This window comes from Methylobacterium sp. Leaf118 (assembly GCF_920984675.1).
Lineage (GTDB): Bacteria > Pseudomonadota > Alphaproteobacteria > Rhizobiales > Beijerinckiaceae > Methylobacterium.
This window is the reverse complement of sequence record NZ_CAKLBV010000065.1, coordinates 1-25579: the sequence shown is the minus strand read 5'-3', so window position 1 is coordinate 25579 and position 25579 is coordinate 1. Positions and strand designations below refer to the sequence as shown.

General features: G+C 73.8%; 20 protein-coding genes and 2 pseudogenes. 4 read left to right on the top strand and 18 right to left on the bottom strand.

Going from position 1 to position 25579, the window contains the following annotated elements; all coding sequences use genetic code 11:
* A pseudogene (locus LW587_RS20140) lies at positions 1-318 on the bottom strand (serine protease); the annotation flags it as partial.
* A gap of 19 nt (positions 319-337) precedes the next feature.
* On the opposite strand from LW587_RS20140, the pseudogene LW587_RS20135 reads away from it, so the two are divergent.
* The 3 genes and pseudogenes from LW587_RS20135 to sugE all read left to right on the top strand — a co-directional run bounded on the left by LW587_RS20135 (position 338) and on the right by sugE (position 8558).
* Positions 338-5789 (top strand): annotated as a pseudogene (locus LW587_RS20135) (alpha-2-macroglobulin family protein).
* 4 nt (positions 5790-5793) lie between these two features.
* Complete coding sequence (pbpC, locus tag LW587_RS20130) at positions 5794-8079, top strand: penicillin-binding protein 1C (protein WP_232631374.1); 2286 nt, start codon at positions 5794-5796, stop codon at positions 8077-8079.
* A gap of 158 nt (positions 8080-8237) precedes the next feature.
* Positions 8238-8558 (top strand): quaternary ammonium compound efflux SMR transporter SugE, encoded by a 321-nt coding sequence (sugE, locus tag LW587_RS20125; protein ID WP_232631373.1) that lies wholly within the window; start codon positions 8238-8240, stop codon positions 8556-8558.
* Between the two features lie 6 nt (positions 8559-8564).
* Here the strand turns inward: sugE and LW587_RS20120 are convergent, their stop codons facing one another.
* Genes LW587_RS20120 through LW587_RS20110 form a run of 3 tightly spaced genes read right to left on the bottom strand, consistent with a single transcriptional unit; the run spans position 8565 to position 12219 of the window.
* Entirely contained in the window at positions 8565-9374 is an 810-nt protein-coding gene (locus LW587_RS20120) for a helix-turn-helix domain-containing protein (protein ID WP_232631372.1), read from the bottom strand.
* Between the two features lie 50 nt (positions 9375-9424).
* A complete protein-coding gene (locus LW587_RS20115; RefSeq protein ID WP_232631371.1) occupies positions 9425-10054 on the bottom strand; it encodes a class GN sortase in 630 nt (209 codons plus the stop codon).
* Positions 10054-12219 carry a marine proteobacterial sortase target protein gene (locus LW587_RS20110; protein WP_232631370.1) on the bottom strand — a complete coding sequence of 722 codons (2166 nt, stop codon included), beginning with the start codon at positions 12217-12219 and terminating at the stop codon, positions 10054-10056. The genes LW587_RS20115 and LW587_RS20110 overlap by 1 nt, the downstream gene beginning before the upstream one ends.
* 244 nt (positions 12220-12463) lie before the next feature.
* On the opposite strand from LW587_RS20110, the gene LW587_RS20105 reads away from it, so the two are divergent.
* Positions 12464-13087 carry a histidine phosphatase family protein gene (locus tag LW587_RS20105; RefSeq protein ID WP_232631369.1) on the top strand — a complete coding sequence of 208 codons (624 nt, stop codon included), beginning with the start codon at positions 12464-12466 and terminating at the stop codon, positions 13085-13087.
* Here LW587_RS20105 and LW587_RS20100 read toward each other — a convergent pair.
* The 14 genes from LW587_RS20100 to LW587_RS20035 all read right to left on the bottom strand — a co-directional run bounded on the left by LW587_RS20100 (position 13084) and on the right by LW587_RS20035 (position 25425).
* Entirely contained in the window at positions 13084-13815 is a 732-nt protein-coding gene (locus LW587_RS20100) for a hypothetical protein (RefSeq protein ID WP_232631368.1), read from the bottom strand. The genes LW587_RS20105 and LW587_RS20100 overlap by 4 nt on opposite strands.
* A gap of 86 nt (positions 13816-13901) precedes the next feature.
* Positions 13902-14915, bottom strand: a complete 1014-nt coding sequence (locus LW587_RS20095) for a nickel/cobalt transporter (RefSeq protein ID WP_232631367.1) — start codon at positions 14913-14915, stop codon at positions 13902-13904.
* The gene (locus LW587_RS20090; protein ID WP_232631366.1) at positions 14906-15568 is read right to left on the bottom strand and encodes a DUF1007 family protein; all 663 of its coding nucleotides are present in this window, start codon (positions 15566-15568) and stop codon (positions 14906-14908) included. The genes LW587_RS20095 and LW587_RS20090 overlap by 10 nt, the downstream gene beginning before the upstream one ends.
* Positions 15569-15719: 151 nt before the next feature.
* Positions 15720-16145, bottom strand: a complete 426-nt coding sequence (locus LW587_RS20085; RefSeq protein ID WP_232631365.1) for a cytochrome c-type biogenesis protein — start codon at positions 16143-16145, stop codon at positions 15720-15722.
* 110 nt (positions 16146-16255) lie between these two features.
* Positions 16256-18256 (bottom strand): heme lyase CcmF/NrfE family subunit, encoded by a 2001-nt coding sequence (locus LW587_RS20080; protein ID WP_232631364.1) that lies wholly within the window; start codon positions 18254-18256, stop codon positions 16256-16258.
* Positions 18257-18302: 46 nt separating this feature from the next.
* The gene (gene ccmE / locus LW587_RS20075; protein ID WP_232631363.1) at positions 18303-18824 is read right to left on the bottom strand and encodes a cytochrome c maturation protein CcmE; all 522 of its coding nucleotides are present in this window, start codon (positions 18822-18824) and stop codon (positions 18303-18305) included.
* A 192-nt stretch (positions 18825-19016) separates the two neighbouring features.
* Positions 19017-20621, bottom strand: a complete 1605-nt coding sequence (ccmI, locus tag LW587_RS20070; RefSeq protein ID WP_232631362.1) for a c-type cytochrome biogenesis protein CcmI — start codon at positions 20619-20621, stop codon at positions 19017-19019.
* Between the two features lie 144 nt (positions 20622-20765).
* Positions 20766-22181 carry a sensor histidine kinase gene (locus tag LW587_RS20065; RefSeq protein WP_232631361.1) on the bottom strand — a complete coding sequence of 472 codons (1416 nt, stop codon included), beginning with the start codon at positions 22179-22181 and terminating at the stop codon, positions 20766-20768.
* A 30-nt stretch (positions 22182-22211) separates the two neighbouring features.
* Positions 22212-22889: a response regulator transcription factor gene (locus LW587_RS20060; protein ID WP_232631360.1), complete on the bottom strand. Its 678-nt coding sequence runs from the start codon at positions 22887-22889 to the stop codon at positions 22212-22214.
* 43 nt (positions 22890-22932) lie between these two features.
* The gene (locus LW587_RS20055; RefSeq protein ID WP_232631359.1) at positions 22933-23304 is read right to left on the bottom strand and encodes a PepSY domain-containing protein; all 372 of its coding nucleotides are present in this window, start codon (positions 23302-23304) and stop codon (positions 22933-22935) included.
* A 160-nt stretch (positions 23305-23464) separates the two neighbouring features.
* Entirely contained in the window at positions 23465-23725 is a 261-nt protein-coding gene (locus LW587_RS20050; RefSeq protein WP_232631358.1) for a hypothetical protein, read from the bottom strand.
* 27 nt (positions 23726-23752) lie between these two features.
* Positions 23753-24106 (bottom strand): hypothetical protein, encoded by a 354-nt coding sequence (locus LW587_RS20045; protein WP_232631357.1) that lies wholly within the window; start codon positions 24104-24106, stop codon positions 23753-23755.
* Positions 24107-24188: 82 nt separating this feature from the next.
* Positions 24189-24749 (bottom strand): hypothetical protein, encoded by a 561-nt coding sequence (locus LW587_RS20040; protein ID WP_232631356.1) that lies wholly within the window; start codon positions 24747-24749, stop codon positions 24189-24191.
* A 31-nt stretch (positions 24750-24780) separates the two neighbouring features.
* On the bottom strand, positions 24781-25425 hold the full coding sequence (locus LW587_RS20035; RefSeq protein WP_232631355.1) for a lysozyme: 645 nt from the start codon (positions 25423-25425) through the stop codon (positions 24781-24783).
* Positions 25426-25579 lie beyond the last annotated feature (154 nt).

Genomic DNA, 25579 nt, shown 5'->3' with positions numbered 1-25579 from the left:
GGGCGTGCCGCCCGTGCGCCGCTGGTAGGCCAGGAGGCCGTCGAAGGTGCGCCGGCCGAAGGCGCCCGTGGTCACGCCGTTGTAGTCGCCCGTCCAGACGAGGGCGTCCTGCACCGCCTTCCGCTCTGGTTCGGGCCAGGCTTCGAAGGCGGCCCGCGCCGCCTCGAAGGCGGGATCGGGGGTGGGCGTCGCCGGGGCGGCGGGCTTCGGTCGCGGTGCGGGCGGGACGCCCTGCGCCAGCGCGCCCGTGACCGCGAGGGCGAGGCCCGCGGCGAGCCCGGGGACCCGCGCTCGCAAACCGGTCGTCCGCTTCCGCATCGCCATCGCCCGCCCCGAGATGCCCGATTCGGCACCGCCGGGCGACGATGCAGCGCGCCAGCCCCCCGGACAAGCGTTGCGGCGTCCGCGCCAAGTGATAGCGTGCGCGCCGCGGCGCACAGGGCTCATCGGCGCCGGCAGGGGAGGCGTCGGCCATGTCTGAAGGCAACCGTCGCGGACACCTCAGCGGAGGCTTGGCGGCCGCGCTCGCCCTGTCCGCCCTCCTGTGCGGTCCGGCCCTGGCCCAGGCCCCGCGCCCGGCCCCGGCGCGCTCCGCCACCGCGCCGGTCCCGAAGAGCTTCGTTCGCGAGGCGCTCGCCAGCGCCGGCGTGCGGCTGGAGACGGCGCTGCGCAGCGAGGCACCGCCCGGGGCCAAGACCGCCGCGCAATGGCGCCGCGAGGCGGACGCCGCCGCGAACGACGACGGCGCCGAGGCCGACGCGGCGTTGAAGGCCTACGCCGCGGCGGTGGCGGCCGACCCGAACGACGTTCGGAACTGGCTCGACTACGCCCGTACGGCGGGCGAGGCCGGCAACGACGAGGAGCGGGGCGATTACGCCTCGCGGCTCCGGCTGAAGGACCGTGCCACGGCCGCCGCCTACCAGGGTTACCTGCGGGCACGGAACGCGGCCGACGAGGCGCGGGCGCTGGCACGGCTGGGCGAGATCCAGGCCGGCCAGAGCGAGTGGCGGCCGGCGATGGACGCCTACCGGGCGAGCCTCGCTTTGAAGGACGACGCGGAGACCCGGAGCACCTACGAGACCCTGCGGGCCGAGCACGGCTTCCGCATCCTCGACTACAAGATCGATTCGGACGCCGCCGCGCCGCGGGTCTGCTTCACCTTCTCGGAAAGCCTCGTCCCGAAGACGGACTACGCCCCCTACATCGCCGTCTCGGGCGCGGCCAACGCTGCCGTGACGGCCGACGGCAGCCAGGTCTGCGTCGACGGGCTCAAGCATTCGGAGCGCTACGCCTTCGTGGTGCGGCAGGGCCTGCCCTCCGCGGTCGGCGAGAGCCTGCTGAAATCGGCCGATTACGAAGTCTATGTCCGCGACCGCTCCCCCCAGGTGCGCTTCACCGGCCGCAACTACGTTCTGCCGCGCAGCGGACAGGCGGGCGTGCCGCTCGTCTCGGTCAACGCCGACAGGCTCGACGTGGAGGTGCTGCGCATCGGCGACCGCGGCCTGCTGCCCGCGCTTCGCTCGGAGGAGTTCCTGAGCCAGCTCAGCGGCGCCACGGCGAAGACCATCGCCGACCAGAAGGGCCAGCGGGTCTGGAAGGGCACGCTCGACACCGCCAAGGCCGAGATCAACCGCGAGGCGGTGACGGCCTTCCCGGTGCTCCAGGCGGTCGGCAAGCTGGAGCCGGGCCTCTACCTGATGCTGGCCAAGCCCTCCGGCACCACCAATGCGTCCGAGGAGGAGTATGGCAGCTACGAGACCCAGGCGACGCAGTGGTTCGTCGTCTCCGATCTCGGGCTGACCGCCTTCAAGGGCCGCGACGGCGTGACCGTGCTGGCCCGCTCGCTCGCGAGCGCCAAGGCCGTCTCCGGCGCCGAGATCCGGCTCGTCGCCCGCAACAACGACGTGCTGGCGGTCGCCAAGACCGACGGGCAGGGCCAGGCCGCCTTCCCGGCCGGGCTCGCCCGGGGCGAGGGCGGGCTGGCGCCGGGCCTCATCGTTGCGCAACTCGGCGACGATTACGGCTTCCTCGATCTGGCGCAGGGCGCCTTCGACCTGTCGGACCGCGGCGTGAAGGGCCGCCCGGCGCCCGGCGGCGCGGAGGCCTACCTCTTCCCCGAGCGCGGCGTCTACCGCTCCGGCGAGACGGTGCGCCTCACCGCCCTGCTTCGCGACCCGCAGGGGGCGGCGGTCACCGGCCTGCCGCTGACCCTCGTCGTGAAGCGGCCCGACGGGGTCGAGTATCGCCGCGCCGCCGTGGCCGACGAGGGAATCGGCGGGCGCTCCCTGTCGCTGCCTTTGATGGCGGGCGCCATGCACGGCACCTGGCGGGTCTCGGCCTATACCGATCCGAAGGCGCCCGCCATCGGCGAGGCGAGCTGGCTCGTCGAGGATTACGTGCCCGAGCGCCTGGAGGTGAGCCTCACCCCGAAGGCGCCCGCGCTCCGGCGCGGCGAGCCGGCCACGATCGACGTGTCGGCCCGCTACCTCTACGGCGCGCCGGGCTCGGGCCTGGAGGTCTCGGGCTCGGTCGCCGTGCAGGCCGCCGCCTCGTCCGGCATCAAGGGACTGGAGGGCTTCTCCATCGGCCTCGACGACGAGGCGGTGGAGGCCACGACCGCGGAGGTCGAGGCCAAGGCGACGACCGACGGCCAGGGCCGTGCGAGCCTGACCGTGCCGGTGCAGGAGTTGCCGGCACCGCGGCCGCTCGAGGCGAAGGTCACCCTGGCGGTCGGCGAACCGGGCGGCCGGGCGCTCAGCCGCAGCGTCACCCTGCCGATCCTGCCCGCCGCCCCCGTGCTCGCGATCCGCAAGGGCTTCGGCGGCGACCTGTCCAAGGGTTCGACCGCGACCTTCGATCTCGTGATGGCCGCCCCCGACGGGCGGCGCCTCGCCCAGGACGGCGTGGTCTGGACGCTGTCGAAGGTCGAGCGGACCTATCAATGGTACCGCGAGGACGGGCGCTGGAACTTCGAGCCGGTGAAGGCGACCCGCCGGGTGGCGGATGGGCGCGTGGCGATTCCAGCTGACGCCCCCGCCCGGGTCAGCGCGCCGGTCGGCCTCGGCCAGTACCGCCTGGAGGCCAGCGTGACGGGCCAGCCCCAGGCCGCGGCGAGCGTCTCCTTCACGGTCGGCTGGGGCGGCTCCGAGAGCGCCGACGTGCCCGACCTCCTCGACCTCGCCCTCGACAAGGGCGCCTACGCCGCGGGCGAGCGGCTGCGGGCCCGGCTCCAGCCGAAATTCGCCGGCACGGCGACGCTGGCGATCGTCAGCGACCGGGTCCACGAGATCCGCGACGTGACCGTCTCCGAGGGCGGCACCAATGTCGACTTCCCGGTGAAGGCCGAGTGGGGCGCGGGCGCCTACCTCGTCGCCACCGCCTACCGGCCCCTCGACAGGGAAGCCAAGCGCATGCCGGGCCGGGCGCTCGGACTGGCCTGGTTCTCGGTCGACAAGGAGAAGCGCGGGCTCTCGGTGTCGCTGGAGGCGCCCGAGAAGGTCCGGCCCCGCGGCACGCTCACCGTGCCCGTCAAGATCGCCGGGCTCGCCTCCGGCGAGGAGGCGCGGGTGACGCTGGCGGCAGTCGATGTCGGCATCCTCAACCTGACCCGCTACGAGGCGCCGAACCCGTTCCAGTACTTCTTCGGCCAGAAGGCGCTCGGCCCGGAGGTGCGCGACCTCTACGGCTACCTGATCGACGGCATGCAGGGCACGCTCGGGGCGATCCGCTCCGGCGGCGACGGAGGCGCGGCGGAACTCGCCGACACGCCGCCCACGCAGGCCCCGCTCGCGCTCTATTCGGGCGTGGTCACCGTGGGCGCTGACGGAATCGCGCAGATCCCCCTCGCTCTGCCGGCCTTCAACGGCACCGCCCGCCTGATGGCCGTCGCCTGGACCAAGACCAGGGTCGGCCAGGCGACGGCCGACGTGATCGTGCGCGATCCCGTGGTGCTCGCCGGCACCCTGCCGCGCTTCCTCAATGTGGGCGACCGCTCGCGCTTCTTCGTCGCCATCGACAACGTCGAGGGCGGCGCCGGCGACTACACGATCGATCTCGACCTGTCGGGCCCGGTGGTGGTCGCGGGCGAGGCGGTGCATTCGACGATGCGGCTGGAGGCCGGGGCCAAGGGGCAGCTCGTGGTCCCGATCACCGCCGCCGGCCCGGGCCTCGCCCGGCTCGACGTGAGCCTGTCGGGCCCGGGAATCCCCGGCAGCGCCGGCCAGTCCTTCGCGCTCGCCATCGGCCCCGGGACCGGCGCGCTGGTGCGTCGCTCGGTGCGCCCGCTGGAGCCCGGCGCCAGCCTCGACGTCTCGCGGGACATGCTCGCCGACATCCTGCCCGGAACGGGCGCCGTCTCGGTCTCGGCGAGCCGGCTCGCGGGGATCGACGTGGCGACCCTGCTCCAGGCCCTCGACCGCTACCCCTATGGCTGTTCCGAGCAGACCGTGAGCCGGGCGCTGCCGCTCCTCTACGTCAACGGGCTGGCCGCGGCGGAGCGGCTCGGCCTCGACGGGGCGGTGGACGAGCGGGTGCGCGCCGCGATCGAGCGCGTCCTCGCCCGGCAGGATTCGAGCGGCGCCTTCGGCCTGTGGTCGACGGAGAACGCGGGCGACACTTGGCTCGACGCCTACGTGACCGATTTCCTCACCCGGGCCCGGGAGCGCGGCTTCGCCGTGCCGCAGACCGCCTTCAACAACGCGCTCGACCGCCTGCGCAACACGGTGGCCAACACCACGAATGTCGAGAATGGCGGGATGGATCTGGCCTACGCGGCCTATGTGCTCGCCCGCAACGGCCGGCCGGTGATGGGCGATCTGCGCTACCTCGCCGACACCAAGATCAACGACTTCGCGACCCCGCTCGGCCGTGGGCAGCTCGCGGCGGCTTTGGCCCTCCTCGGGGACCGGGGGCGGGCGCAGAAGGCCTTCGACGCGGCGGTGAAGGCGCTCCAGGCCGGCCGCGACAAGGGCGACTACCGGGCCGATTACGGCTCGCGCCTGCGCGACGGCGCCGCCCTGCTGGCCCTCTCCGCCGAGACGGGCTTCGCCCGCGAGACGGTGCAGCCGGTATCCGCCGTGATCGGCCAGGAGCGGGGCGAGGGCCGCTCCACCAGCACGCAGGAGAATGCCTGGATGGTGCTGGCCGCGCAGGGCCTCGCGAAGGATTCGGAGGCGCTCGCGCTCTCCATCGACGGCAAGGCCGAGACGGGGGCGGTCTCGCGGCTCTACCGGGCACCCGCCCTGGAGGCGCGCCCGGTCCGGATCACCAACGAGGGCCGCGAGCCGGTGCAGGTGGTCCTCGGCGTCACCGGCAACCCGATCGCGCCGGAGCCGGCCGCCGCCCATGGCTACACCGTCGAGCGCGCCTATTACCGCCTCGACGGCAGCCCGGTGGATGTCGCCCGGCCCCTGCGCCAGAACGACCGCCTCGTCGTGGTGCTGAAGGTGACGGAGGCCAAGGCCAGCGCCGCCCGCCTGCTGCTGGTCGATCGCCTGCCCGCGGGCCTGGAGATCGACAACCCGAAGCTCCTCGATGCGGACGCGCTCTCGGGGCTGAGCTTCGCCAAGAGCGACGTGACCCCGGTCCATACCGAGTTCCGCGACGACCGCTTCGTGGCGGCCTACGACCGCACGCCCGAGCAATCGGCCTTCTTCTCGGCGGCCTACACGGTGCGGGTTGTCTCGCCCGGCACCTATGTGCATCCGGGCGCCAGCGTGGAGGACATGTACCGCCCCGAGCGGTTCGGGCGCTCGGCGTTCGGGTCGATCGAGGTGATGTCGGCGAAGTAGGGCCATGACGGGCCACGGAGACCCCCTCGCCCCGCCGGTGGGGCGAGGGCCGCAACGACCCGGTCGTCGGCGCGGCGAGGCGGCGGCCGACGGTGAGGAGGGGCTTCCGGGCGAGGCGTCTCCGGGACCGCCGCCTCACCGCCGCTCCGGCTTCACCTCCGCGTCCTGCCGGGACGACGCGGTCCCCCAAGGCCTCTCCCCCCGTGCCGGGAGAGGGGGGCGTGTCGTCGCGCTCTGCGCGGTCGTCGCGAGCGTCGCGCTCCTCGTCCCCGCCCTCGCCCTCTGGCGCTACGCCGCCACCCTCCCGCCCCTCGACCTGACCCAGGCCGGCCTCCGCTCCACCGTCATCCTCGACCGGAAGGGCCAGTTGCTGCGCCCCTTCGCCACCGCGGACGGGCGCTGGCGCCTGCCCGTCACCGCGGGCGATCTGGACCCGCGCTATCTGGCCATGCTCAAGGCCTACGAGGATCACCGCTTCGACCGACATCCCGGCATCGACCCCGCGGCCACCCTCCGTGCCGCGTGGCAATGGCTCGTCGCGCAAAGAATCGTGTCGGGCGGCTCGACGCTCTCCATGCAGGTCGCCCGCCTCGTCGAGCCGCGGGCCGAGCGCTCGCTCCAGGCCAAGCTCCGGCAGATGGTGCGCGCGGTCGCGCTGGAGCGGGCTCTCGGAAAAGCCGGCGTGCTCGACCTCTACCTCGCGCTCGCCCCCTATGGCGGCCCGGTCGAGGGGGTGCGGGCGGCGAGTCTCGCCTATTTCGGTCGCGAGCCGGCCCGGCTGTCGTTTGCCGAGAGCGCCCTGCTCGTGGCCCTGCCCCAGGCCCCGGAGGCACGCCGGCCCGACCGCTTTTTTGCGAGCGCCCGCAAAGCCCGCGACCGCGTGCTCGACATCGCCGCCGCCCGCGGCGTGCTGACGGACGACGAGGCGCGCGCCGCCAAGGCCGAGCCGGTGCCGGGTGCGCGAAAACCCTTCCCGATGCTCGCGGCCCACGCCGCCGAGCAGGCTTTGGCCGCGGATCCGGCCGCGCGAGTCCAGCGCCTGACGCTGGACGCCCGTCTCCAGGCGAGCCTGGAGACGCTCGCGGCGGAGCGCGCCGCCGCCGCGGGCCCGGCCCTCTCGGCCGCGATCCTCGTGCTCGACAACCGCAGCGGCCACGTGCTCGCCCATGTCGGCAGCGCGGGCTATCTCGACGGGGCGCGGGCCGGCGCGGTCGACGCCACCCACGCCGTGCGCTCGCCGGGCTCGGCGCTCAAGCCCTTCATCTACGCGCTCGCCTTCGAGAACGGGCTGGCGCACCCTGAGACCCTGCTCGACGACCGCCCGGCGCGCTTCGCTGCGAGCTACGCGCCGGAAAACTTCGACATGGGCTATCGCGGCACGGTCACCGCCCGCGTCGCGCTCCAGCAATCGCTCAACCTGCCCGCGGTCGATCTCTTGGAGACGGTGGGCGCCGCCCGCTTCGTCGCCCGGCTGCGCGGCGCGGGCGCCGCCGTGCTGCTGCCCCGCGACACCGCGCCCGGCCTGCCGGTGGCGCTCGGCGGCCTCGGCATCACGCCGACGGACCTCGCACGGCTCTATGCCGGCCTCGCCCGCGGGGGCAGCGTGCCGACACTGGTGCGGCGCCTCGACGGATCGCCGCCCCCGGCCCAGCCCGAACGCACGGTCGCCGATCCGGTCGCCGCCTGGTACGTCGCCGACATCCTGCGGGGGGCCCCGCCTCCGGACAACGCCGCCGCGGGCCGGATCGCCTTCAAGACCGGCACCTCCTACGGCTACCGGGACGCCTGGGCGGTCGGGTTCGACGCCCGGGTGACGATCGCGGTCTGGATCGGCCGGCCGGACGGCGCCTCGGTGCCGGGCCTCGTCGGCCGCAGCCATGCCGCGCCGATCCTGTTCGACGCGCTCAGCCGCTTCGGCGGCGAGCCCGAGCCCCTGCCCCGCCCCCGCGAGGCCCTGGTCGCCTCGAGCGCCGCCCTGCCCCCGCCCCTGCGCCATATCCGCCGCGATGCGCCCAAGACGCTGGCGGCGACCCTCGGCGTGCCCCTGAAGATCGCCTATCCGCCCGACGGCGCCCGGGTCGATCTCGGCCTCGGCGAGGGCGGGCACGCGCCCCTCGCCCTCAAGGCGCTCGGCGGCCAGCCACCGCTCACCTGGATGGTCGACGGCCTCCCGGTCGCCGAGAGCCTGCGCCGGCACGCGGACTGGAGCCCGCACGGGGCGGGCTTTGCCCGCATCTCGGTGATGGACGCGAGCGGGGCCAGCGACAGCGTGGTGGTGCGGCTGGAATAGGCGGGCCGGGGGAGCGTCCCGCCGCGTGCGCGGGCACACATGGCCCCGGACGGCCGGCGCCTTAGCTCTGCCCGCTTGAGGCCACGTCCTCCCCCATGGCCCTCCCCCCATGCGGGTCCAAGACCGGGACGGCCCGGCGCACGCGCCAGGAGGCCGCCATGGCCTGGGTCATCCTTCTCGTCGCCGGGCTGTTCGAGGTCGTCTGGGCGTTCTCGATGAAGCAGTCGGAGGGATTCTCGCGCCTCTGGCCGTCGGTGGTCACTCTCGTGGCGATGGCGATCAGTCTTGCCGGGCTCGCCTGGGCGATGCGGACCCTGCCGCTGGGCACCGCCTACACGGTCTGGACCGGAATCGGCGCGGTCGGCGCCTTCGTGGTCGGCATCACCGTGCTCGGCGAGGACATGAGCGCGATGCGGATCCTCGCGGCGGTGCTGATCGTGAGCGGGCTCGTGCTGATGAAGGTGTCGAGCGGGGCTTGAGACCGGTCAGTCGGCCGCGCAGCCCGGGAACACCGCGAATCCGTCCTCTCGCACCCGGTCGAGCAGGCGCCGGTAGACGGGTTCGCAGGCCATGCCGGCCGTGATCCGCCCGTACTGGGCGGTCTCGGCGAGGGCCCCGCGCTCCGGCACCAGGGCGATGGGGGTGGCGGCCGGGGTGAGCTGGGTGCCGCGGCCAGAGAACAGGGTCGTCAGGATGCCGAACAATTCGCCCTGGATCGTCGGCCGACCGAGCATGGCGAGCCGATACTGCCCCTGAAAGTTGGTGACGAGGTAGACCTGTCCCGACTGGTTCGGCACCGAGACGGTGCCGGACTGGGCAAACGGCGCGTCGAGCCGCTCGGCTTCGCGGAAGACCAGGCGAGCGCTCTCGGCGTCCCAGGCGATTTCGGTGCGGTAGGCGAAGATCGCGCCCCGCTGCCCGAAGGAGGGCCGTAGCGTCAGGTAGCGCCCCTCCAGGAAGGCGATCGCCTCGCGGGTGTAGGAGCCGAATTCCTCCGGGGCGTGGCGCGGAAGGGGAAGTGCCGCGGCCTGCGGTGCCGGGTGCTGGACCCGCAGCGGCAATCCCAAAGCCTCCTCCAGGCGGATCGTTGTGGCCAGGGTGAAGGGCCGGCGGCCCGAGAGCGCCTTCTCCAGGGTCGAGATGCTGATGCGGGCGGCGTCTGCCAGCGCCTGCCGGGACATCCGGCGGCGGGCCAAGGCCTCGCGCACGGCGCCGGCGATGGCGCGGCTCTGCGATTCGGGAAGATCGGCCTCGGGGTGGTCGGCCGGCGGGGGGCCGGCCTCGAAGAGCGACATCGTGCGAAATCCGGACGGATCCGCACAGAACCGCACCGATGCGGCACCCGTCAAGGTTCCGTCGGCGCATCCTCCTCCGCCTCCACCAGCAGACGGTCCGGTCCCTGCACCAGCCCGTCGAGGGGCCAGCAGGTCGCGAGCACGAGACGGCGACCGGGCGCGTGCGGGTCGAGGCCCGAGGCATCCCAACGCACGATCCGGCGTCCGGTGACGCGGAACCGCGCGGTCCGTCCGTCGCGCCGCACCACCGCGATGGCATCGCCCGGCACGAGCCGGCCGAGGCTGCGGAACTGGGTGTCGCGGTGGGCGGCGTAGACCGCCGTGCCGGGCTCGCCCGCCTCCGGGGTGCCCTCGACATGGCCGGGTCCGAAGGCCAGCGCCTGCCCGCTCGACCCGGCCAGCGCCACGTAGGCCTCGCCGAGCCGGGGGAAGACGATCCGGGCGACCGGGACGGTATCGGCCCAGGGCCAGGGCCGCACCGCGCCCTCCCCGGCCAGCGTCCGGGCGAAGGCCCGCTCCAAGAGCCCCTGCGCCAGGGCGGCCTTGGCGGGAATCCAGACGCCCTGTCCGAGCAGGACGAGGCCGGCGACACACAGGAGGGCCGCCGCGACCGCGAGGCCCCTCCCTCTTGCGCGAGGGAGGGGCGGACGGCCCGACGGCGCTGCGACGGGCCGGGTCATCAGGCGAGCCGGCGGGCGCGGGCGGCGAGCCAGAGGCCGAGGCCGAGCAGGAACGCCCCGATCAATCCCCGGATCTCGAAGTCGGTCGCGGTCTGTGGCAGGGCCACCGGCTGGGCGGCCGCCGTCTGGATCGGCGCCGCCCCGGCGCGGCGCTGGACGGGAGGCTTGGCCGGCACCGGCTCGCCGCCGGGCCCGAACACCGCCTCGAAATCCCAGCCCGCGGGCAGATTGAGCGGCAGGTCGGTGCGGGCGAGGCGCGCGCCGTGCGGCCGGCGCGGCGTGGCGTCGATGGCGACCAGCGATGTCAGCCGGGTGGTGAGGCCATGGTCGAGGGCGAGCTGCAGGATCGCGGCATCGGCGGAGTCCGCGGTGAGCCGGCCCGTGATCCGCGCGGTCTCGGCGTCGCCGATCTTGGCCCGGGCCCAGACCTTGCCGATCCCGGCGCCGTCGGCGGCCGCGTCGAGGCGCAGGACCGCCTGCCACGGCTGGCCGCCGATCCGGCCGGCCAGCGTCAGCGTGCCCTTGGCCTCCGGCATCCGCGCGGCGACGGTGAGCGGCTCGCCGCGGTAGAGGTCGGGCATCTGCGAGGGGGTGACGTCGGCCGCCGCCGAGAAGGTCGCGGTGAGATCGGTGACGGCGGGGCTCTCGAGCTTCACGAGCAGCTCGCGCATCCGGTCGGCAACCTGATCGGCCGAGCCGATCTGGGTGAAGCTGCCGCGGCCGAGTTCGGCCGCGTGGCGCATCAGATAGCCGTTCGGCGCCGAGCCGATCCCGACCATGAACAAGCGGGTGCGTCCGCGCCCGGACGCGATGGCGGAGAAGATCTGCGCCTCGTTGCCGATGGCGCCGTCGGTGAGGAACACCACCTGCCGCAGGCGGCCCGCCTCGTCGGGGGTCGCGTCCTGCAGCGCGGCCTTCAGGGGCGCCAGCATCTCGGTGCCGCCGCTGGCCTCCAGCCCGGCCACGAAGGCCTTGGCGCGGTCGAGATGGGTCTCGTCGGCCGGCACGATGTCCGAGAACACCGTTTCCATGCTGTGGTCGAAGCGGATCACGTTGAAGCGATCGCCCGGGCGCAACCGGTCGAGGCCGACGAGCAGGCTCGCCTTGGCCTGCCGCATCGAGGCGCCGCCCATCGAGCCGGAATTGTCGATGACGAAGACGACGTCCCGCGGAGTCGGGGCGGCCGGCGCGGCGTCGGTCGGCGGCGTCACGACGGCGAGCACGGCCTCCGCCCCGGCGACCCGCTCCCGGAACAGGCCGACGGTGGGGCCCGCGCCGGGGGCGGGCGTCCAGGTGAGCTCGAAATCCCGGTCGGCGGCGGTCGCCCCGTCGGCGAGCGTCACGCGGCGCTCGCTCTCCGACACGTCCTCGACCCGGATCGGGTGAGTGGCGCTGCGCACGGCGCCGAGGGGGAAGCCGGCCTTGAGGTCGATCGAGAGCGTCAGCGGGTTGACCGGGCCGTGGCGGGCCGGATCGAGCACGGGGGCGGCGATCGCTTTACGGTCGGGAACCGGATCGGGCGCGGCCGGGCCGTCAGAGGCGAGGTGCAGGGCCGGCGGGGCCGGACTGTAGCGCGGCGCCGCCACCGTCGGCAGGCGCAGGGAAGAGGTGCCGCCGGATTGGCGGACCGTCTGCTGGTAGGTGATCTGCACCAGCACGGTCTCGCCGGGGCCGATATTGGCGACCGCGTTGGTGAACAGGTTCGGGCGCTGCTGCTCGGTGAGCGCCGCCGCCTTGCCCTCGGCCTTGGCGGCCTCGTAGGCCTGCCGCGCCGCCTGCCGCTCGCGGATGTCGGCGACGATGACCCGGTCGCCGATCACGAGCTTCATCGAATCGACCGCCGCGTCCTCCGGCAGGGGGAAGAGATAGGTGCCCTCGACCCACTCGGCGGTGGTGTTGCGGAAGGCCTGGGTGATGGTGGCCCGGGCGGTGGGGCCGCTGACGGTGATCGCCGCATCCGCCTTGAGGCGCGGCGCCTCGACCGGCGCACCGCCCTCGCGGCGCAGGACCAGGGCGCCGCTGCCGGCCTCGTCCGCTCGGGCCGGCTGGCCGCCGGCGAAGACCGCGACGAGGGCGGCGACGAGGGGCCCGATCAGCAGGTTGCGGGAGAGTGCGGGGCAGGGAAGCGGCCGGGACGACCGGTCGGGGACGAAACGGGTTGGCATCGGAAGCCTCCTCGGGACGGGGGCCGGCTCAGGGCCGGTCGTCCCTGAGGTTTCCTCGGACCCGGCTTGGCCGCCACGGGACGCTTCGCCCACCTTCGGCCTGGCCGCGCACCGAACCCGCCGGCCGGTGACGGAAACCGGCGCGGGGCCGCACACAGGGTGACGCTTCGTCCGGATCCGTGCGCAGGCCGGACCCTCTGCCGCGGTGGGTGGTGCACGGGAGCGGCCGGCCTACATCGGAGCCATGCCCGCCTCGTTCCCGTCCGCTCCCCGCCAGTCCTCCCCCCGCATCGTCTGCATCCGCCACGGCGAATCGACCTTCAACGCCCACCATGCGGCCACGGGGCGCGATCCCGGCCATATCGATGCCCGGCTGTCCGAGCGCGGCCATGCCCAGGTCGCCGCCGCCCGGACGCGCCTGCGCGACATCCCGTTCGACCTCGTCGTGACCTCGCCGCTGACCCGGGCGCTTCAGACCACCGCCGGGATCTTCTCCGATCACCCCGCGAAGCCGGCCGTGCTGGTGGAGGTGCTGCATCGGGAATGCCAAGAGAGCAGCTGCGACATCGGCCGCGCGGCCTCGGCCCTCGCCCGGGAATTCCCGGATTTCCGGGTCGATCACCTGCCCGAAACGTGGTGGTACGCGGAGGGGCAGGCCGGGCCCGAGGGCTGGCATGTCGAGCCCCGCGATCGGTTCGACGCCCGCGTCGCGGGATTTCGCGACTGGCTGCGGGCGCGGCCGGAACGAGCCATCGCGGTCGTCGGCCACGGCACCTTCTTCTACCACCTGACCGGCCACTGGCTCGCCAATTGCGAAACCGTGGAGGTCGATCTCGCCGCCGCGCCGCGTCCGCGCGCGTCCGACTAAGTCTTAGCCTGCGCCCGGGCCGTGTCGAGCCGCGCCCGGGCCGACACGACATCGATCGCCGGCGCCTGCCGGCCGATCTCCATGGCTCCGTCGAGGATGGCGAGCGCCGTCGACCAGACCCCGTCCGCGAAGGGCGCGGCGCCCTCGGCGACCTCGGCGGCGCAGCGCGGATCGGAAAACGCCCGGATCGCCGCGGTCGCGGTGCGGGCGGCGGCCGAGGCCTGCGCCCCGACGACCCAGGCGCGATGGCCCGCGGCGGCGTGGGAGAGGGCCCCGCTCTGCCCCTCGGCGGTCACCGCCGCCGCGCGCGCGGCGGCCGCGTCGGGCGCGGTCTCGCAGCGGGCGGCGAGCGCCGGCAGGCCAGCCCGGTCGAGGAGCGGCGGCAGGATGCGGCGCACGCTCTCGAGGGCCAGGAATTCGGTGCGGGCCGCCTCGATCTCGGGGCGGTCCGCCGAGCCCGAGAGGCGCAGCACGAAGAGCATCAGCCCCTGCCGCTCGGCCTCCGGCATGGCGTCGTTGAGGCCCAGCGCATAGGCGGCGAGCGGGCGCGAGAAGCAGGGCGGGCAATCCTCCGTGGCCCGGATCGTCCGATAGGGCAGGCCCGCGGCGACCACCGCCGCCTCGTTGATGCAGGTGCCCCCGTCCGGCCCCGGAAAGGCGTGGGAGCCCTTCAAGAGCCGCCAGTTCAGGATGGGGTCGAAGGCCTCGAGGGCGTCGCGCTCGGTCAAGACGGGCTCCTCCCGGTCGGGGAGGCACAGCCTGCACGGCTTCGCGGTCTTTGGCGAGAGGCCGTTCGGCGCGTCGTGCGGCTCCCTCAGCCGCCGAGGCGTGCGGCGATCCCGAGCAGCAGGGTGAGGCCGAGCACCAGCACGAAGGCGCCGGCCAGCAGTTCCAGCCCGGCGACCGCGAGGGCGCCGATGCGCCCGCGCCCGCCGGCCAGCCGCAGCGCCAGCGCCTTGGCGAAGACCGCGAGGCTCGCGAGCGCCCCCGTGGTCAACGCGGTGCCGAGCGCCATGGCGAGCGTCGCGGCGATGCCGGCGGCGAGCATCCCCTGGCTCGCGCTGAAGACGAGGATCAGCACCGCCCCGGCGCAGGGGCGGCTGCCGGCGGCGAGCACCACGCCGAGGCGTTCGCGCCAGCCGTCGAGCCGGTCGAGGGCGGCGGCGTCGGTGAGGTGGGCATGGCCGCAGCCGGGGGCGCAGGCCGCGCCGGGCTGGTCGGCCGCGACGGCGGCGAGGCGACCGGCCTTGCGCCACGTCACCGCGACGCCGAGAAGCGCCACCAGGGCGAAGCTCACGGTCTCGATCAGCGTGCCGGCCCGGGTCATCCCGCCCGCGGTCGCCTTGAGGACGAGGGCGCCGACACAGACGATGGCGATGGCGACCGCGGCCTGGAGCCCGGCGGCGGCGGCGCTCAGGGCGAAGCCGCGCCGCAGGGTGCGCTCCCCGGCCACGATGTAGCCGGCGATCACCGCCTTGCCGTGGCCGGGGCCGGCGGCGTGGAACACGCCGTAGGCGAAGCCCATCACGACGAGGGGCCACCAGCCGCCCCCGGCCTTGAGGGCGGTGACGGTCGCCTGAAGGTTGCGCGAAAAGTTCGACTGGACCGTGAGCAGCCAGCCGCCGATCCCAGTCGCGGCGGGGGCGGCCTCGCGGAAGCCGATGCCGAAGGGCGAGCGCGGCGGCAGGGCGGCGACCGGCCCGACCAGCCAGGCGAGCGCACCGAGCAGGGCGGCGGCGGCGAGCACCGCCCCGGCGGCAAGCGCCAGACGCAGCGGGAGCCGGCCCGAGGCGGCCCCGTCGAGACGGAACGCGGCCGTCAGGGACACGCGACGATGGCCCGGTTGGCGAACTGCTCGCCGTAATTCGCGGCGGCGGTGAGCGCCTCGAACATCGCCTCGCTCATCGACTTGCCGCTCTCGGCGACCGCCGGCTCGGTGTTCTTGGGCCGCGTCACCGTGGTGGTGCAGCCGGAGGCGGCGCCCGGCAGGCGCACGGCATCCGCGCCCTCCGCGAGGCTGAAGGACACGAAGTAGGTTGGGTCGTAGACCTCGAGGGCCGTCACGCCCCGGCCTTGCAAGGCCGGCGCCTTGAGCGGCAGCAGGAAGCTCAGGGTGAGGCGGTCGCCCTCCATCGCCATGCGGGCCTCACGCGGATCGGCGAAGGCCTGCTCCTTGCCGGCGACCTTGAGCTTCGTGAAATAGGCGAATTCGGCGAGGTTCGTGGTGTTCTCGGTGGCGAGCCCCTGGAGTTCCTCCGGCGAGAGCTTGCCGTCGCCGTTGGTGTCGAGCCCCTGGGTCACGAAGGCCGAGTAGGCGGCGTCGAAGCTCCAGGTGTGGCGGATGCCCGCGACCTTGGCCGCCTCGTAGGCGACCTCGGCCTTCGCCGTGACCCAGACATGGGGATGGGCCGCGGCCGGGCTCACGGCGGCGAGCCCCCATGCGGCGGCGAAAGCGAGGCGGAGGGGGGCGGCGATCGGCATGGCGCTCGGATCGGGCTTCGGCTGCGTGGGGCGAGGCGTCGAACCTCATCCCTGCCCGGCGGATCGGGCGAAAGCAGGGCGCAACCGACTTCGCCCGGCGCGTGGGGGCGATCATGGAGCAGCCGAGATCGCGCCGCTTCCGTGCGGGCGGTCAGCGCCGCTTAAGCAGCGCCTCGACCTCCGCGGCCTCCGCCTCGGAGAGCCGTTCGGCCTTCGGCGGCTTGCGGCGCGAGAGGCGCCAGATGCCGAAGGCGCCGAGGCTCACGGCGAGCAGCGGGCTCAGCCAGAGCAGCAGCGTGTGCCAGCCGAAGGTAGGCCGCAGCAGCACGAACTCGCCGTAGCGGGCCACCACGTAATCGACGACCTGCGTGTTGCTGTCGCCCTCCTTCAGGCGCTCGCGCACGAGAACGCGCAGGTCCTTGGCGAGCGGCGCGTCGGAATCGTCGATCGACTGGTTCTGGCAGACGAGGCAGCGCAGACCTTCCGAGATCTGACGCGCCCGCGTCTCCATGGCGGGGTCCTTCAGCACCTCGTCCGGCTGAACCGCGAAAACGGGCGCCGGAGCGAGCGCCAGCACAAGGGCGAGGACGACCCCTCGACGAAGCCGCCTCGTCGCGGCGGCGGTCGTTGACGGGGCGTGCGGACCGGGCCCCTCGGCCCTGGTCCGCGCGGGGTGCGGGAGGCGGGTCATTCGGCCGGCACCGCGGCGGGCGGCAGCTTCGCCCGCGCCTTCACCGGGGCGCCGACGCGCATCCGTCGATCGGTCAGCGAGAGGCCGCCGCCCGCCGCCATGATGAGCGCGCCGATCCAGATCAGGAGGACGAGGGGCTTGTGATAGAGCCGCAGGCCGATCGCGCCGTCCGGCATCACCTCGCCGAGACTCGCGTAGATCTGGCTCACGCCCACCGTCTTCAGGCCGGCTTCCGTCACCGTCATCCGGCGGGAGGGGTAGAAGCGCTTGCCCGTCTCGACAGTGCCGATGACGTCGCCGGCGCGGTTGCGCAGGGTCAGGAAGGCGGCGGTCTCCTCGAAATTCTCGCCCTTCTTCGGCCCGACCCGGTCGAGAACGGCGATGTAGGGCCCGGCCGCGACCTGCCCGCCGGGGCGGATGGTGCCGAGCCCTTCCGTGGACCAGGCCTGCGCGGCGATGCCGAGCACCGCGACGCCGACGCCGGCATGCGCCAGGGCCGTGCCCCAGGCCGAGCGCGGCAGGCCGATCGCCCGGCGCCAGGTCGTGCCGAGATCGCGGGTCCGGCTCTGGCCATAGCCGCGGGCGCGGGCCCAGATCTCGAGGACCGAGCCGATGATTAGGTAAGCGCCGACGCCGAGCCCTATCGGGGCCATCACCGGACCGCCCCAGGCATAGGCCGCCGCCGCGAGCCCGACCACGAGCGCGCCTGCGAAGGCCGCGAGCAGGCGCTGGGCGGCGGCCGTCGCGTCGCCGCGCTTCCAGGCGAGTGCCTGGCCGAAGGGCACGATGAACAGGAGCGGCAGGGCGAGCGGGATGAAGGTCCAGTTGAAGAAGGGCGGGCCGACCGAGATCTTGTCGCCCGTCAGCATCTCGAGGAGCAGCGGGTAGAGCGTGCCGACGAACACCGTGGCGCAGGCCGCCACCAGGAACAGGTTGTTCATCACGAGCGCGCCCTCGCGGGAGATCGGCGCGAACAGGCCGCCCTGGCGCAGCATCGGCGCCCGCCACGCGAACAGGCTCAGCGAGCCGCCGATGAACAGGGCGAGGATCGCCAGGATGAAGACGCCGCGGCTCGGGTCCGTGGCGAAGCTGTGGACCGAGGTCAGCAGCCCCGAGCGCACGATGAAGGTGCCGAGCAGCGAGAGCGAGAAGGTCAGGATGGCGAGCAGCACCGTCCAGACCTTGAGGGCGTCGCGCTTCTCCATGACGACGGTGGAATGCAGCAGCGCCGTGCCGGCGATCCAGGGCATCAGCGAGGCGTTCTCGACCGGATCCCAGAACCACCAGCCGCCCCAGCCGAGCTCGTAATAGGCCCAGTACGAGCCCATGGCGATGCCGAGCGTCAGGAAGCTCCAGGCGATCAGGGTCCAAGGCCGCACGGCCCGCGCCCAGACGGCGTCGAGGCGCCCCTCGATCAAGGCGGCGACCGCGAAGGCGAAGGTGATCGAGAAGCCGACATAGCCGAGATACAGGAGTGGCGGATGGATCGCGAGGCCGAGATCCTGCAGCAGCGGGTTGAGGTCGTTGCCCTCGAGCGGCGCGGGGGCGACCCGGCTGAACGGGTTCGAGGTCGTGATGATGAACAGCACGAACACGAAGGTGATGGAGGCCTGCACCATGAGGGTGTTGGTGCGCAGGACCGGCGGCACGGAGGTCTTGGCGCCAGCGACCCAGGCCCCGAACAGGGCCAGGATCAGCACCCAGAGGAGCATCGAGCCCTCGTGGTTCCCCCAGACGCCGGAGATCTTGTAGATCAACGGCTTGGCGGTGTGCGAGTTCTCGACGACGTTCTGGACCGAGAAGTCCGAGGCGACATGCGCATAGGCGAGCGCGCAGAACGAGAACAGGAGGCAGGCAAAGGTGCCCAGCGCCGCCGGCACGGCCACCTCGCGGAGCGCCGCATCGCCCGAGCGGGCGGCCCAGGCCGGCATCACCGCCTGGACGAGGGAAAGGGCCAGCGCGAGCGCCAGGGCATAATGGCCGAGCTCGACGATCACGAATGGTTCTCCCGCGCGGCCCTGAACTGGTGCGTGGTCATGGTGCTCACCGCTCGCTGCGCTGGCCGAGGGTCGGGTCTGCCTTGGCGCCGTCTTTCGGCTCGCCGGCGGCTTCCTTCGGCGCGGGCTTGCCCCCGCCCTCCTGCCAACGGCCCTGCGCCTTGAGGGCGTCGGCGACCTCGCGGGGCATGTAGTTCTCGTCGTGCTTGGCCAGCACGGTGTCGGCGCGGAAGACGCCGCCGGCATCGAGCTTGCCCTCCGCGACGATGCCCTGGCCCTCGCGGAACAGGTCCGGCAGCTGGCCGCGGAACTGTACCGCCACCGTGGCGCCGGTATCCGTCACCGCGAACTCGACATTCTGGTCGGGCCCGCGCTTGAGCGAGCCCTCGGTCACGAGACCGCCGAGGCGGAAGCGCGTGCCCGGTGGCACGGCGTTCGCCGCCACCTCCGCGGGGGAGCGGAAGAACACGATCGAGCCGGTCATCGCCGACAGGATCAGCCCCAGCGCCAGCGCGAGTACGGCGCCGCAGCAGGCAATGAGGATCAGGCGGCGGCTCTTGCGGGTCAAAGGTTCCGTCCCGGTTCGTCGGCTTGCTTGACGCCTCCGCGAACGACCTGCGTCGCTTCGGGGCAGCCTGACGTCTTTAGACTCGATCGAATGAACGGTGTCGGCTTCCGCGCTTCGCGGGTCAAGGTTGCACGGGCGGGACCGATTGTCAGGGCACAGGCCTCAGAGTTCGGGTCGTCAGGGCTTAGGTCGTCAGGGCTTGGGCGCGAGGTCGAGTTCCCGGCCGAGGGCATCGAGCCGCTCGACGGCGCCGGCATTGGCGGCGAGCGCCATCCGGGCCCGGTCGAGGGCCTGGGTGGCGGCGGCGCGGTCGCCGAGCACGCCGTAGGAGCGGACGAGACGCATCCACTCGTCCGGCGTCCCGCCCTTGGCGGCGAGGCGCCGGTCGAGGGTGGCGACCATGCCGCGAATGACCGCCTCGCGCTCGGGCGGCGGCATCGCCTTGATGGCGCTCGCGGCGGCCTCGGTCTCCATGCCGTTGCGGGCGGCCTCGCCCGGGGGCTTGGTCTCCGCCGGCTTCGTCTCGGGGAATGGAGTCTCCGGCGCATTGGCCTCGGCGGAGCGGTCCTCGGACGCCGCGTCCTTGGCCGGTCCTCTTCCCTTTACCAGTCCGAGTTCGTGGGCCTGCCCGTCGAGGCGCTCGCGGGCGCTCGCGTCGCCCTTCAAGGCCTCGTGGGCGCGGGCGAGCGCGTCGAGCGCCTTGTCGCGCTCGCCGAGCACCGCGTGGGAGCGTACGAGGCGCAGCCACTCGTCGGCACTGCCACCCTGCTTGGCCAGACGCCGATCCAGCCCCTCGACCATGCCGCGGATCGCGTCGATCCGCTCGGAGGGCGGCAGGGACTGGATGTTGGCCGCCGGGCCGCCCACCGCGGGACCGCCCGCGGTCGCGCCACCCGCATCCGGCTTCGCGCCGCCCTCGGGCGTGGCCGACGGCGTCGTCTCGCCCTTGAGCCGGGCCAGCATGTCGCGCACCGTGGGGAGCCAGGGCGCGTCGGCGGGGGCGCTGGCGGCCAGGGCGTCGAGGCGTCGGATCGCGCCGGCCACGTCGCCGGACTGCTCCTCGCCGCGGGCGAGGTAGAATTGCGGCTTGGCGGCCTTCGGGTCGGCGGCGACCGCCCGGTTCAGAACCTTGCGGGCCTCCGGGGAGACCGTGCCCTCGGCGGCCACGATCAGCGCCTCGCCCCAATCGGACAGGGCCTGCGCGTCCTCGCCCTTGAGGCGCACGATCGCCGCGTAGGCGCGGGCCGCATCGTCGTAGCGCCCGAGCCGCATGTAGACGGGGGCGAGCACGCTCCAGCCGCGGATGTCGTCGGGGTGGTTGCCGAGCCGCGCTTCGATCTGGCCGATGGCGGTCATCAGATCCTCGGCGCCGGCGCGGGTCGCGCTGCGGTCGGCCTCGGTCTGCGAGGGGAGGTTGGGCGAGCCGTAGAGGCCATAGACCACGAGGGCGACGAGGGGGATCGTCGAGAGCGCGAAGGCGGAGGCCGCCCGGCGCTGGCGCAGATGCGGCTCGGCGATCGGCGGCAGGGTGGATTTCGCCGCGCTCTCCTCGCGGCTCGCGCGCAGGAGCCGGCGCGCGGCCTCGGTGCGGGCGGCCTCGGCCTCCCGCGGCGCGATCAGGCCGCGGGCGAGGTCGCGCTCGATCTCGGCGAGTTGATCCTCATAGAAGCCCGTCTCGGTGGAGAGCTCCGCCTCGGGCCCGTCCGCCGGCGGCCGGCGGCGGCGCGACATCGGCCAGAGCAACGCGAACACGGCCGCGCCGGTCATGGCCGCCAGGATGAACCAGATCGCCGTCATAGGCCCCAGAAATTCAGCTCGGACCCGTGTAGAGCCCGAGCGGGGCCCGCACGACATCACCTCCGGGCGACACGTCGTCACGCGGATCACGGGAACGGTTTAGCATAGGTAGGGCGCGGCGTAACCTTGGCCTCAAAAGGCTGCTCAGCGTTGCCCCGCCCCGGCGGGCCCATCGCCGGGCACCTCGATCACCGCGCGCAGGCCTCCCAGGGTCGCCGCCTCCAGGCGGAACCGGCCGCGGTAGAGCGCGGCGAGATCGGCCACGATCGAGAGGCCGAGGCCGGAGCCCGGCTTGGTCTCGTCGAGGCGCCGGCCGCGCTTGAGCACCGCCGCGCGGTCCTCCGCGGGCAGGCCCGGACCGTCATCCTCCACCGCGACGACGAGGTGGGGATAATCGTGCTCGCCCGTCGGCGTCGCCGAGATCGAGACCCGGCTGTCAGCCCATTTCGAGGCGTTGTCGACGAGATTGCCGATCATCTCCTCGAAATCCTGCTTCTCGCCGCGGAAGCGCAGACCGGGCTGCACATGGACCTCGTAGGCGATGTCCTTGTCGCGGTAGATCTTGCCGAAGGTGCGCACGAGGCCGGCGAGCGCCGGCTCGACCTCGGTGGAGGTGCCGAGCGTGCCCGCGAGGGCGGCGGCCCGCGCCCGGTCGAGATGGTAGTTCACCTGATCGCGCATCACCGCCGCCTGCTCGCGGATCTTCTCCGACAGCTCCGGCGGCGCATCGCTGCTGCCGACCTCGTTGACGATGATCGAGAGCGGCGTCTTCAGGGCGTGGGCGAGGTTGCCGACCTGGGTGCGAGCCCGCTCCAGGATCTCGCGGTTGGTCTCGATCAGGAGGTTGATCTCGCCCGCGAGCGGCGCGATGTCGCGCGGATACTGCCCGTCGATCCGGTCGGCCTCGCCGCGGCGGATGGTGCCGAGCGCCGTGCGCAGGGCCCGCAACGGCGCGAGGCCGAAGCGGATCTGGAGAAGCGCCGTGACCGCGAGCGAGAAGCCGAGCAGGCCGAAGGTCATGAACAGCGAGAAGCGGAAGCGCTCGACGTCGTTCACGATCTCGTCGGCGGGCCCGGCGACCCGCACGGTGTAGCGCCCCTCCTGCCCGACATCGACGTCGCGCTCGACGATGCGCAGGGTCCGGTCGTCCTGGCCGCGGCCGTAGCCCTGGCGGATCTGGCCGATGGTCGCGGTGCCGGCCTGATCGGGCCCTTTGAGCGGCACGCCGACGAGCGAGCGCGAGGTGCGCAGGTCGCGCGGCTTCGCGTCGGGCCGCCCGACCTGCCAGTACCAGCCCGACAGCGGCAGGTCGAAGCGCGGATCGCCGAGCGAGAAGGAGCGGGTCTCGGGGTCGCTCGGCGAGACCAGATCGGTGGCGAGGTTGTTGGCGAAGACGAGGAGCCGGCTGTCGAAGGCGCGCTCGGTGTTCTCGCGGTAGAGCGTGGTGAGGATGAAGGCCGCGATGACCAGGATCGCGGTGCTCGACAGGAACGAGGAGACCGCGAGCCGGACCGCGATGGAGCGGCGGCGCAAGGGGAGCCAGTCGAGGTGGTCGGTCATGGGGGATTTCGGAGAAGCGGGCCGCCGCCCTCACCCCCGCCCGCCCGGCTGGTTCGGATCGACCAGGTAGCCGAGGCCCCGCACGGTCTGGATCAGATCCACCGCGAGCTTCTTCCGCAGGCGCCCGACGAACACCTCGATGGTGTTGGAGTCGCGGTCGAAATCCTGGTCGTAGAGATGCTCGGTGAGTTCGGCGCGGGAGACGACCCGGCCGGTATGGTGCATCAGGTAGGAGAGCAGCCGGTATTCGTGGCTCGTCAGCTTGATCGGGTTGCCGTCGACGAAGACGCGGCCGGAGCGGGTGTCGAGGGTGACGGGACCGCAGGCGATCTGGCTGGAGGCGTGTCCCGCCGCGCGGCGCAGGATCGCGCGCACGCGGGCCATCAGCTCCTCCATGTGGAAGGGCTTGGTCACGTAATCGTCGGCGCCGGCATCGAACCCATCGACCTTGTCGGACCAGCGGTCGCGGGCGGTGAGGATGATGACCGGCGTCTTCACCCCCGCCCGGCGCCAGTTCTGCAGCACGGTGACGCCGTCGGCCTTGGGCAGGCCCATGTCGAGGATGATGGCGTCGTAGGGCTCGTTCTCGCCCAGATAACCGCCCTCCTCGCCGTCGAAGGCCTTGTCGGCGACGTAGCCGGCTTCCTCCAGCGCGGCGACCACCTGCCGGTTGATGTCACGGTCGTCCTCGACCACGAGCAGACGCACGGTCGGTCACTCCCTGATGCGGGGCGGTACGGGCCGCCCCCTTCTACCACTGCCCGCTGACCTGCCCCGACTGGCCGTCGACCATCACCTGAACGAATTGCCCGTCGCGGCGCAAGGCCGTGAGCAGGTAGACGAGCCCGGCCTCGTGCCGGCACAGCCGGGCGCGCTGGATCTCGGCCCGAGGGATCGCCTGCCGCGCCGCGCGAATCGCCGAGATCGGCGGCACCACGCGCTTCTCGGCCACCGCCTCGCGCAGATCGCCCGGCGACAGGCAATCGTCGCCGCGGTTCATCGGCTCGCGCACGGAGGGGGCCGGCGCCAGCGCGCCGGTCTCCTCGGCGAGCGGGCCGACCGCACCCGCCGCGAGAACCGCGGCGGTCGCGACGACGATCAACAGGGCGAAAGCTTGGCGCATCGACGGGGACAGTCGCGCCGAGGCACTGAATGCGCCCTGAATAGTCGAGGCATTCCCGCGGGCGGGGTCGATGGGAGCGGGTCTGCGGCGGATCGCCATGGTCGGGGTTTGCGCCTCGGTGCGGGATAAGGCGGGATCGCGGCCAGGGTTCCCGGGCGCCTTACGCCGCGCGCCCGTCGGCGCACCGGGCGCGATGCCGGTCGAGGACGAGGCGCAGCGTCAGGCTCGCGAGGGTCTGGCTGTCGACATGATCGAGCGCGGCGGTGCGCAGGGCGACGATCGAGCGCTCGAAGCCGCGACGGGCGGTCTCGAGGCGGCCGGCGGCGGCACGGCGGCGGGCGGCGGCCGGACCGGGTTTGGGCAGTCCGGGTTTGGGCAGTCCGGGTCTGGACGGGCCGGGTTTGGACTTGCGGGCGAACATGGCAGGCTCCGGGGTGGGGCCGTCCGGTCAGGCCGGGGGCCGGTGTTGCAGGTCGGCGAGGCGCCGCAGGATCTCGTCGAGCTTCTCGCGGGCATGGCCGTCGCTGCGCTCGACCCCGCGGGCGATCTCGCCCGAGAGGCGGGCGAGGTCCTCCAGCACGCGGGTGCGGCCCTCCAGGGCGACGGCCACCGCCGCGTTGGTCTGCGAGGCGCGCTCCAGGGCGGCGGCGGTCAAGCCGGTCTCCTCGATGCGCGCCTCCAGGGTGCGCAGGCCGTCGCGGTAGAGGTGGAGGCAGGCGAGGCCGAGCAGCACCGCGACGATCCAGCCGGCGCCCCCGTCGGCGAACAGGAGGCGGGCGGCCTCGATGGCGATCTTGTCCATGGACGAGCCTCCGGATCGTCGGTCTTGTCCAAGCGCGAGCCTCGGGATCGTCGGTCGGGGCGGCCCGGATCCGGCCCGCCGGTCAGGGCGTCCGGGCGTGAGTTGGATCGAGAACCCGCGCGAGGGCGGGGTCGAGGGTGTTGGCGGCGGTCGCTCCCGCCTCCAGGGGCAGGGCGCGGAACACCTTGGCGGCGAGCCCCTCGCCCCCGCCCGCCGCCCGGACCAGCCAGCCCGGCGCCTCGTCGAGCGCCCTCTGCACCGCCCGGGCGATCACCGCCGAGCCGAGGGTGACCGACAGGGTGCGTCCGCGGACCGCGCCGGCGACGGCGTTGAGGGCGTAGTCGGTGGCGTTGCGCACGAGACGCTCGACGAGGGCGTCGGTGACGAGGAGCCGCAAGGGGCCGCCGATCCGGGCGATCAGCGCCGCGATCGCCGCGGCGAGCATCGGCGTCGCCAGGGCGGCGAGGGCCTGGACGAGGGCGGCGAGCCCGTCGCCCCAGGGCAGCAGGATCGTCGCGGCCTCGGCGGCGTGGACCGGGCTGCAGGCCTCGAGGGCGACCAGGGACAGGGCGCAGGCGGCCCGGACCGGTCTCCGGGGGACGAGGCGCAGGGTGGAGCGTGCGGGTGTGGGGCGTGCGGTCACGGCAGGGATTCCTTCGCGCGGGGAGATGCGATCAGCGGGCGCCGCCCAGCCACGCGCGGATCCGCGCGCGCCAATCCCGGGGCGAGGGCAGCGGGTTCGGGGAAGGGGCAGGAGACGGGGGCGGAGAAGGCGGCGGGATGGGCGCGGCCGGACGAGGTGCGGGCGCAGGTTCAAGCGCAGGCGGCGGCGCCACCGGCCGCGCATCGCTGCGCCGCGCCCGCGGCAGGGCGGTCGCGTAGGCCGTGCGGAACTGATCGTATTCGGCCTGACGACGCGGGATCAGGACGGCCGGGCGGTTCCACATCAGGATCGCCTCGGCGGCCCCGGACCGGTCTCCCGCCCGCAGGCGGCGCAGGACGGTGGAGCGCAGGAAGGCCGCCGGGCCGATGTTGAAGCAGAGGGAGACCAGGGCGTCGAAGGCGTGCGGGGGCAAGGTCTCCCGAGGCGGTCCGGGCAGAGCCCCGGCGACGGTGCGGACGAAGCGGGCGACGTCGCGGGAAAAGATCGCGTCGCAGTCCGCCGGGGTGATGCGCAGGCCGGCCCGGGGCGCCGGGGGACCGGCCGCGGCGGTGTGGCCGACGCCGATCGTCCAGACCCCGACGCTGTCGCGGTACGCGTCGAGCCGGCGCCCCTCCCGCTCGATCAGCACGGCGCGGCCGATGGCACTGAGATCCATGGGATCGTCCTCGGAGAGATCGGGGGGGGTCGGGGGCGACGCCGCGGGGCGTCTCAGCCGCGGGCGATGATCCAGGCCTCGCCGCGACCGCCGGCCCCGCCCGCGCCGGAGGGAGCGCCGTTGCTGGCGCCGCCACCCCCGCCGCCGCCGCCGC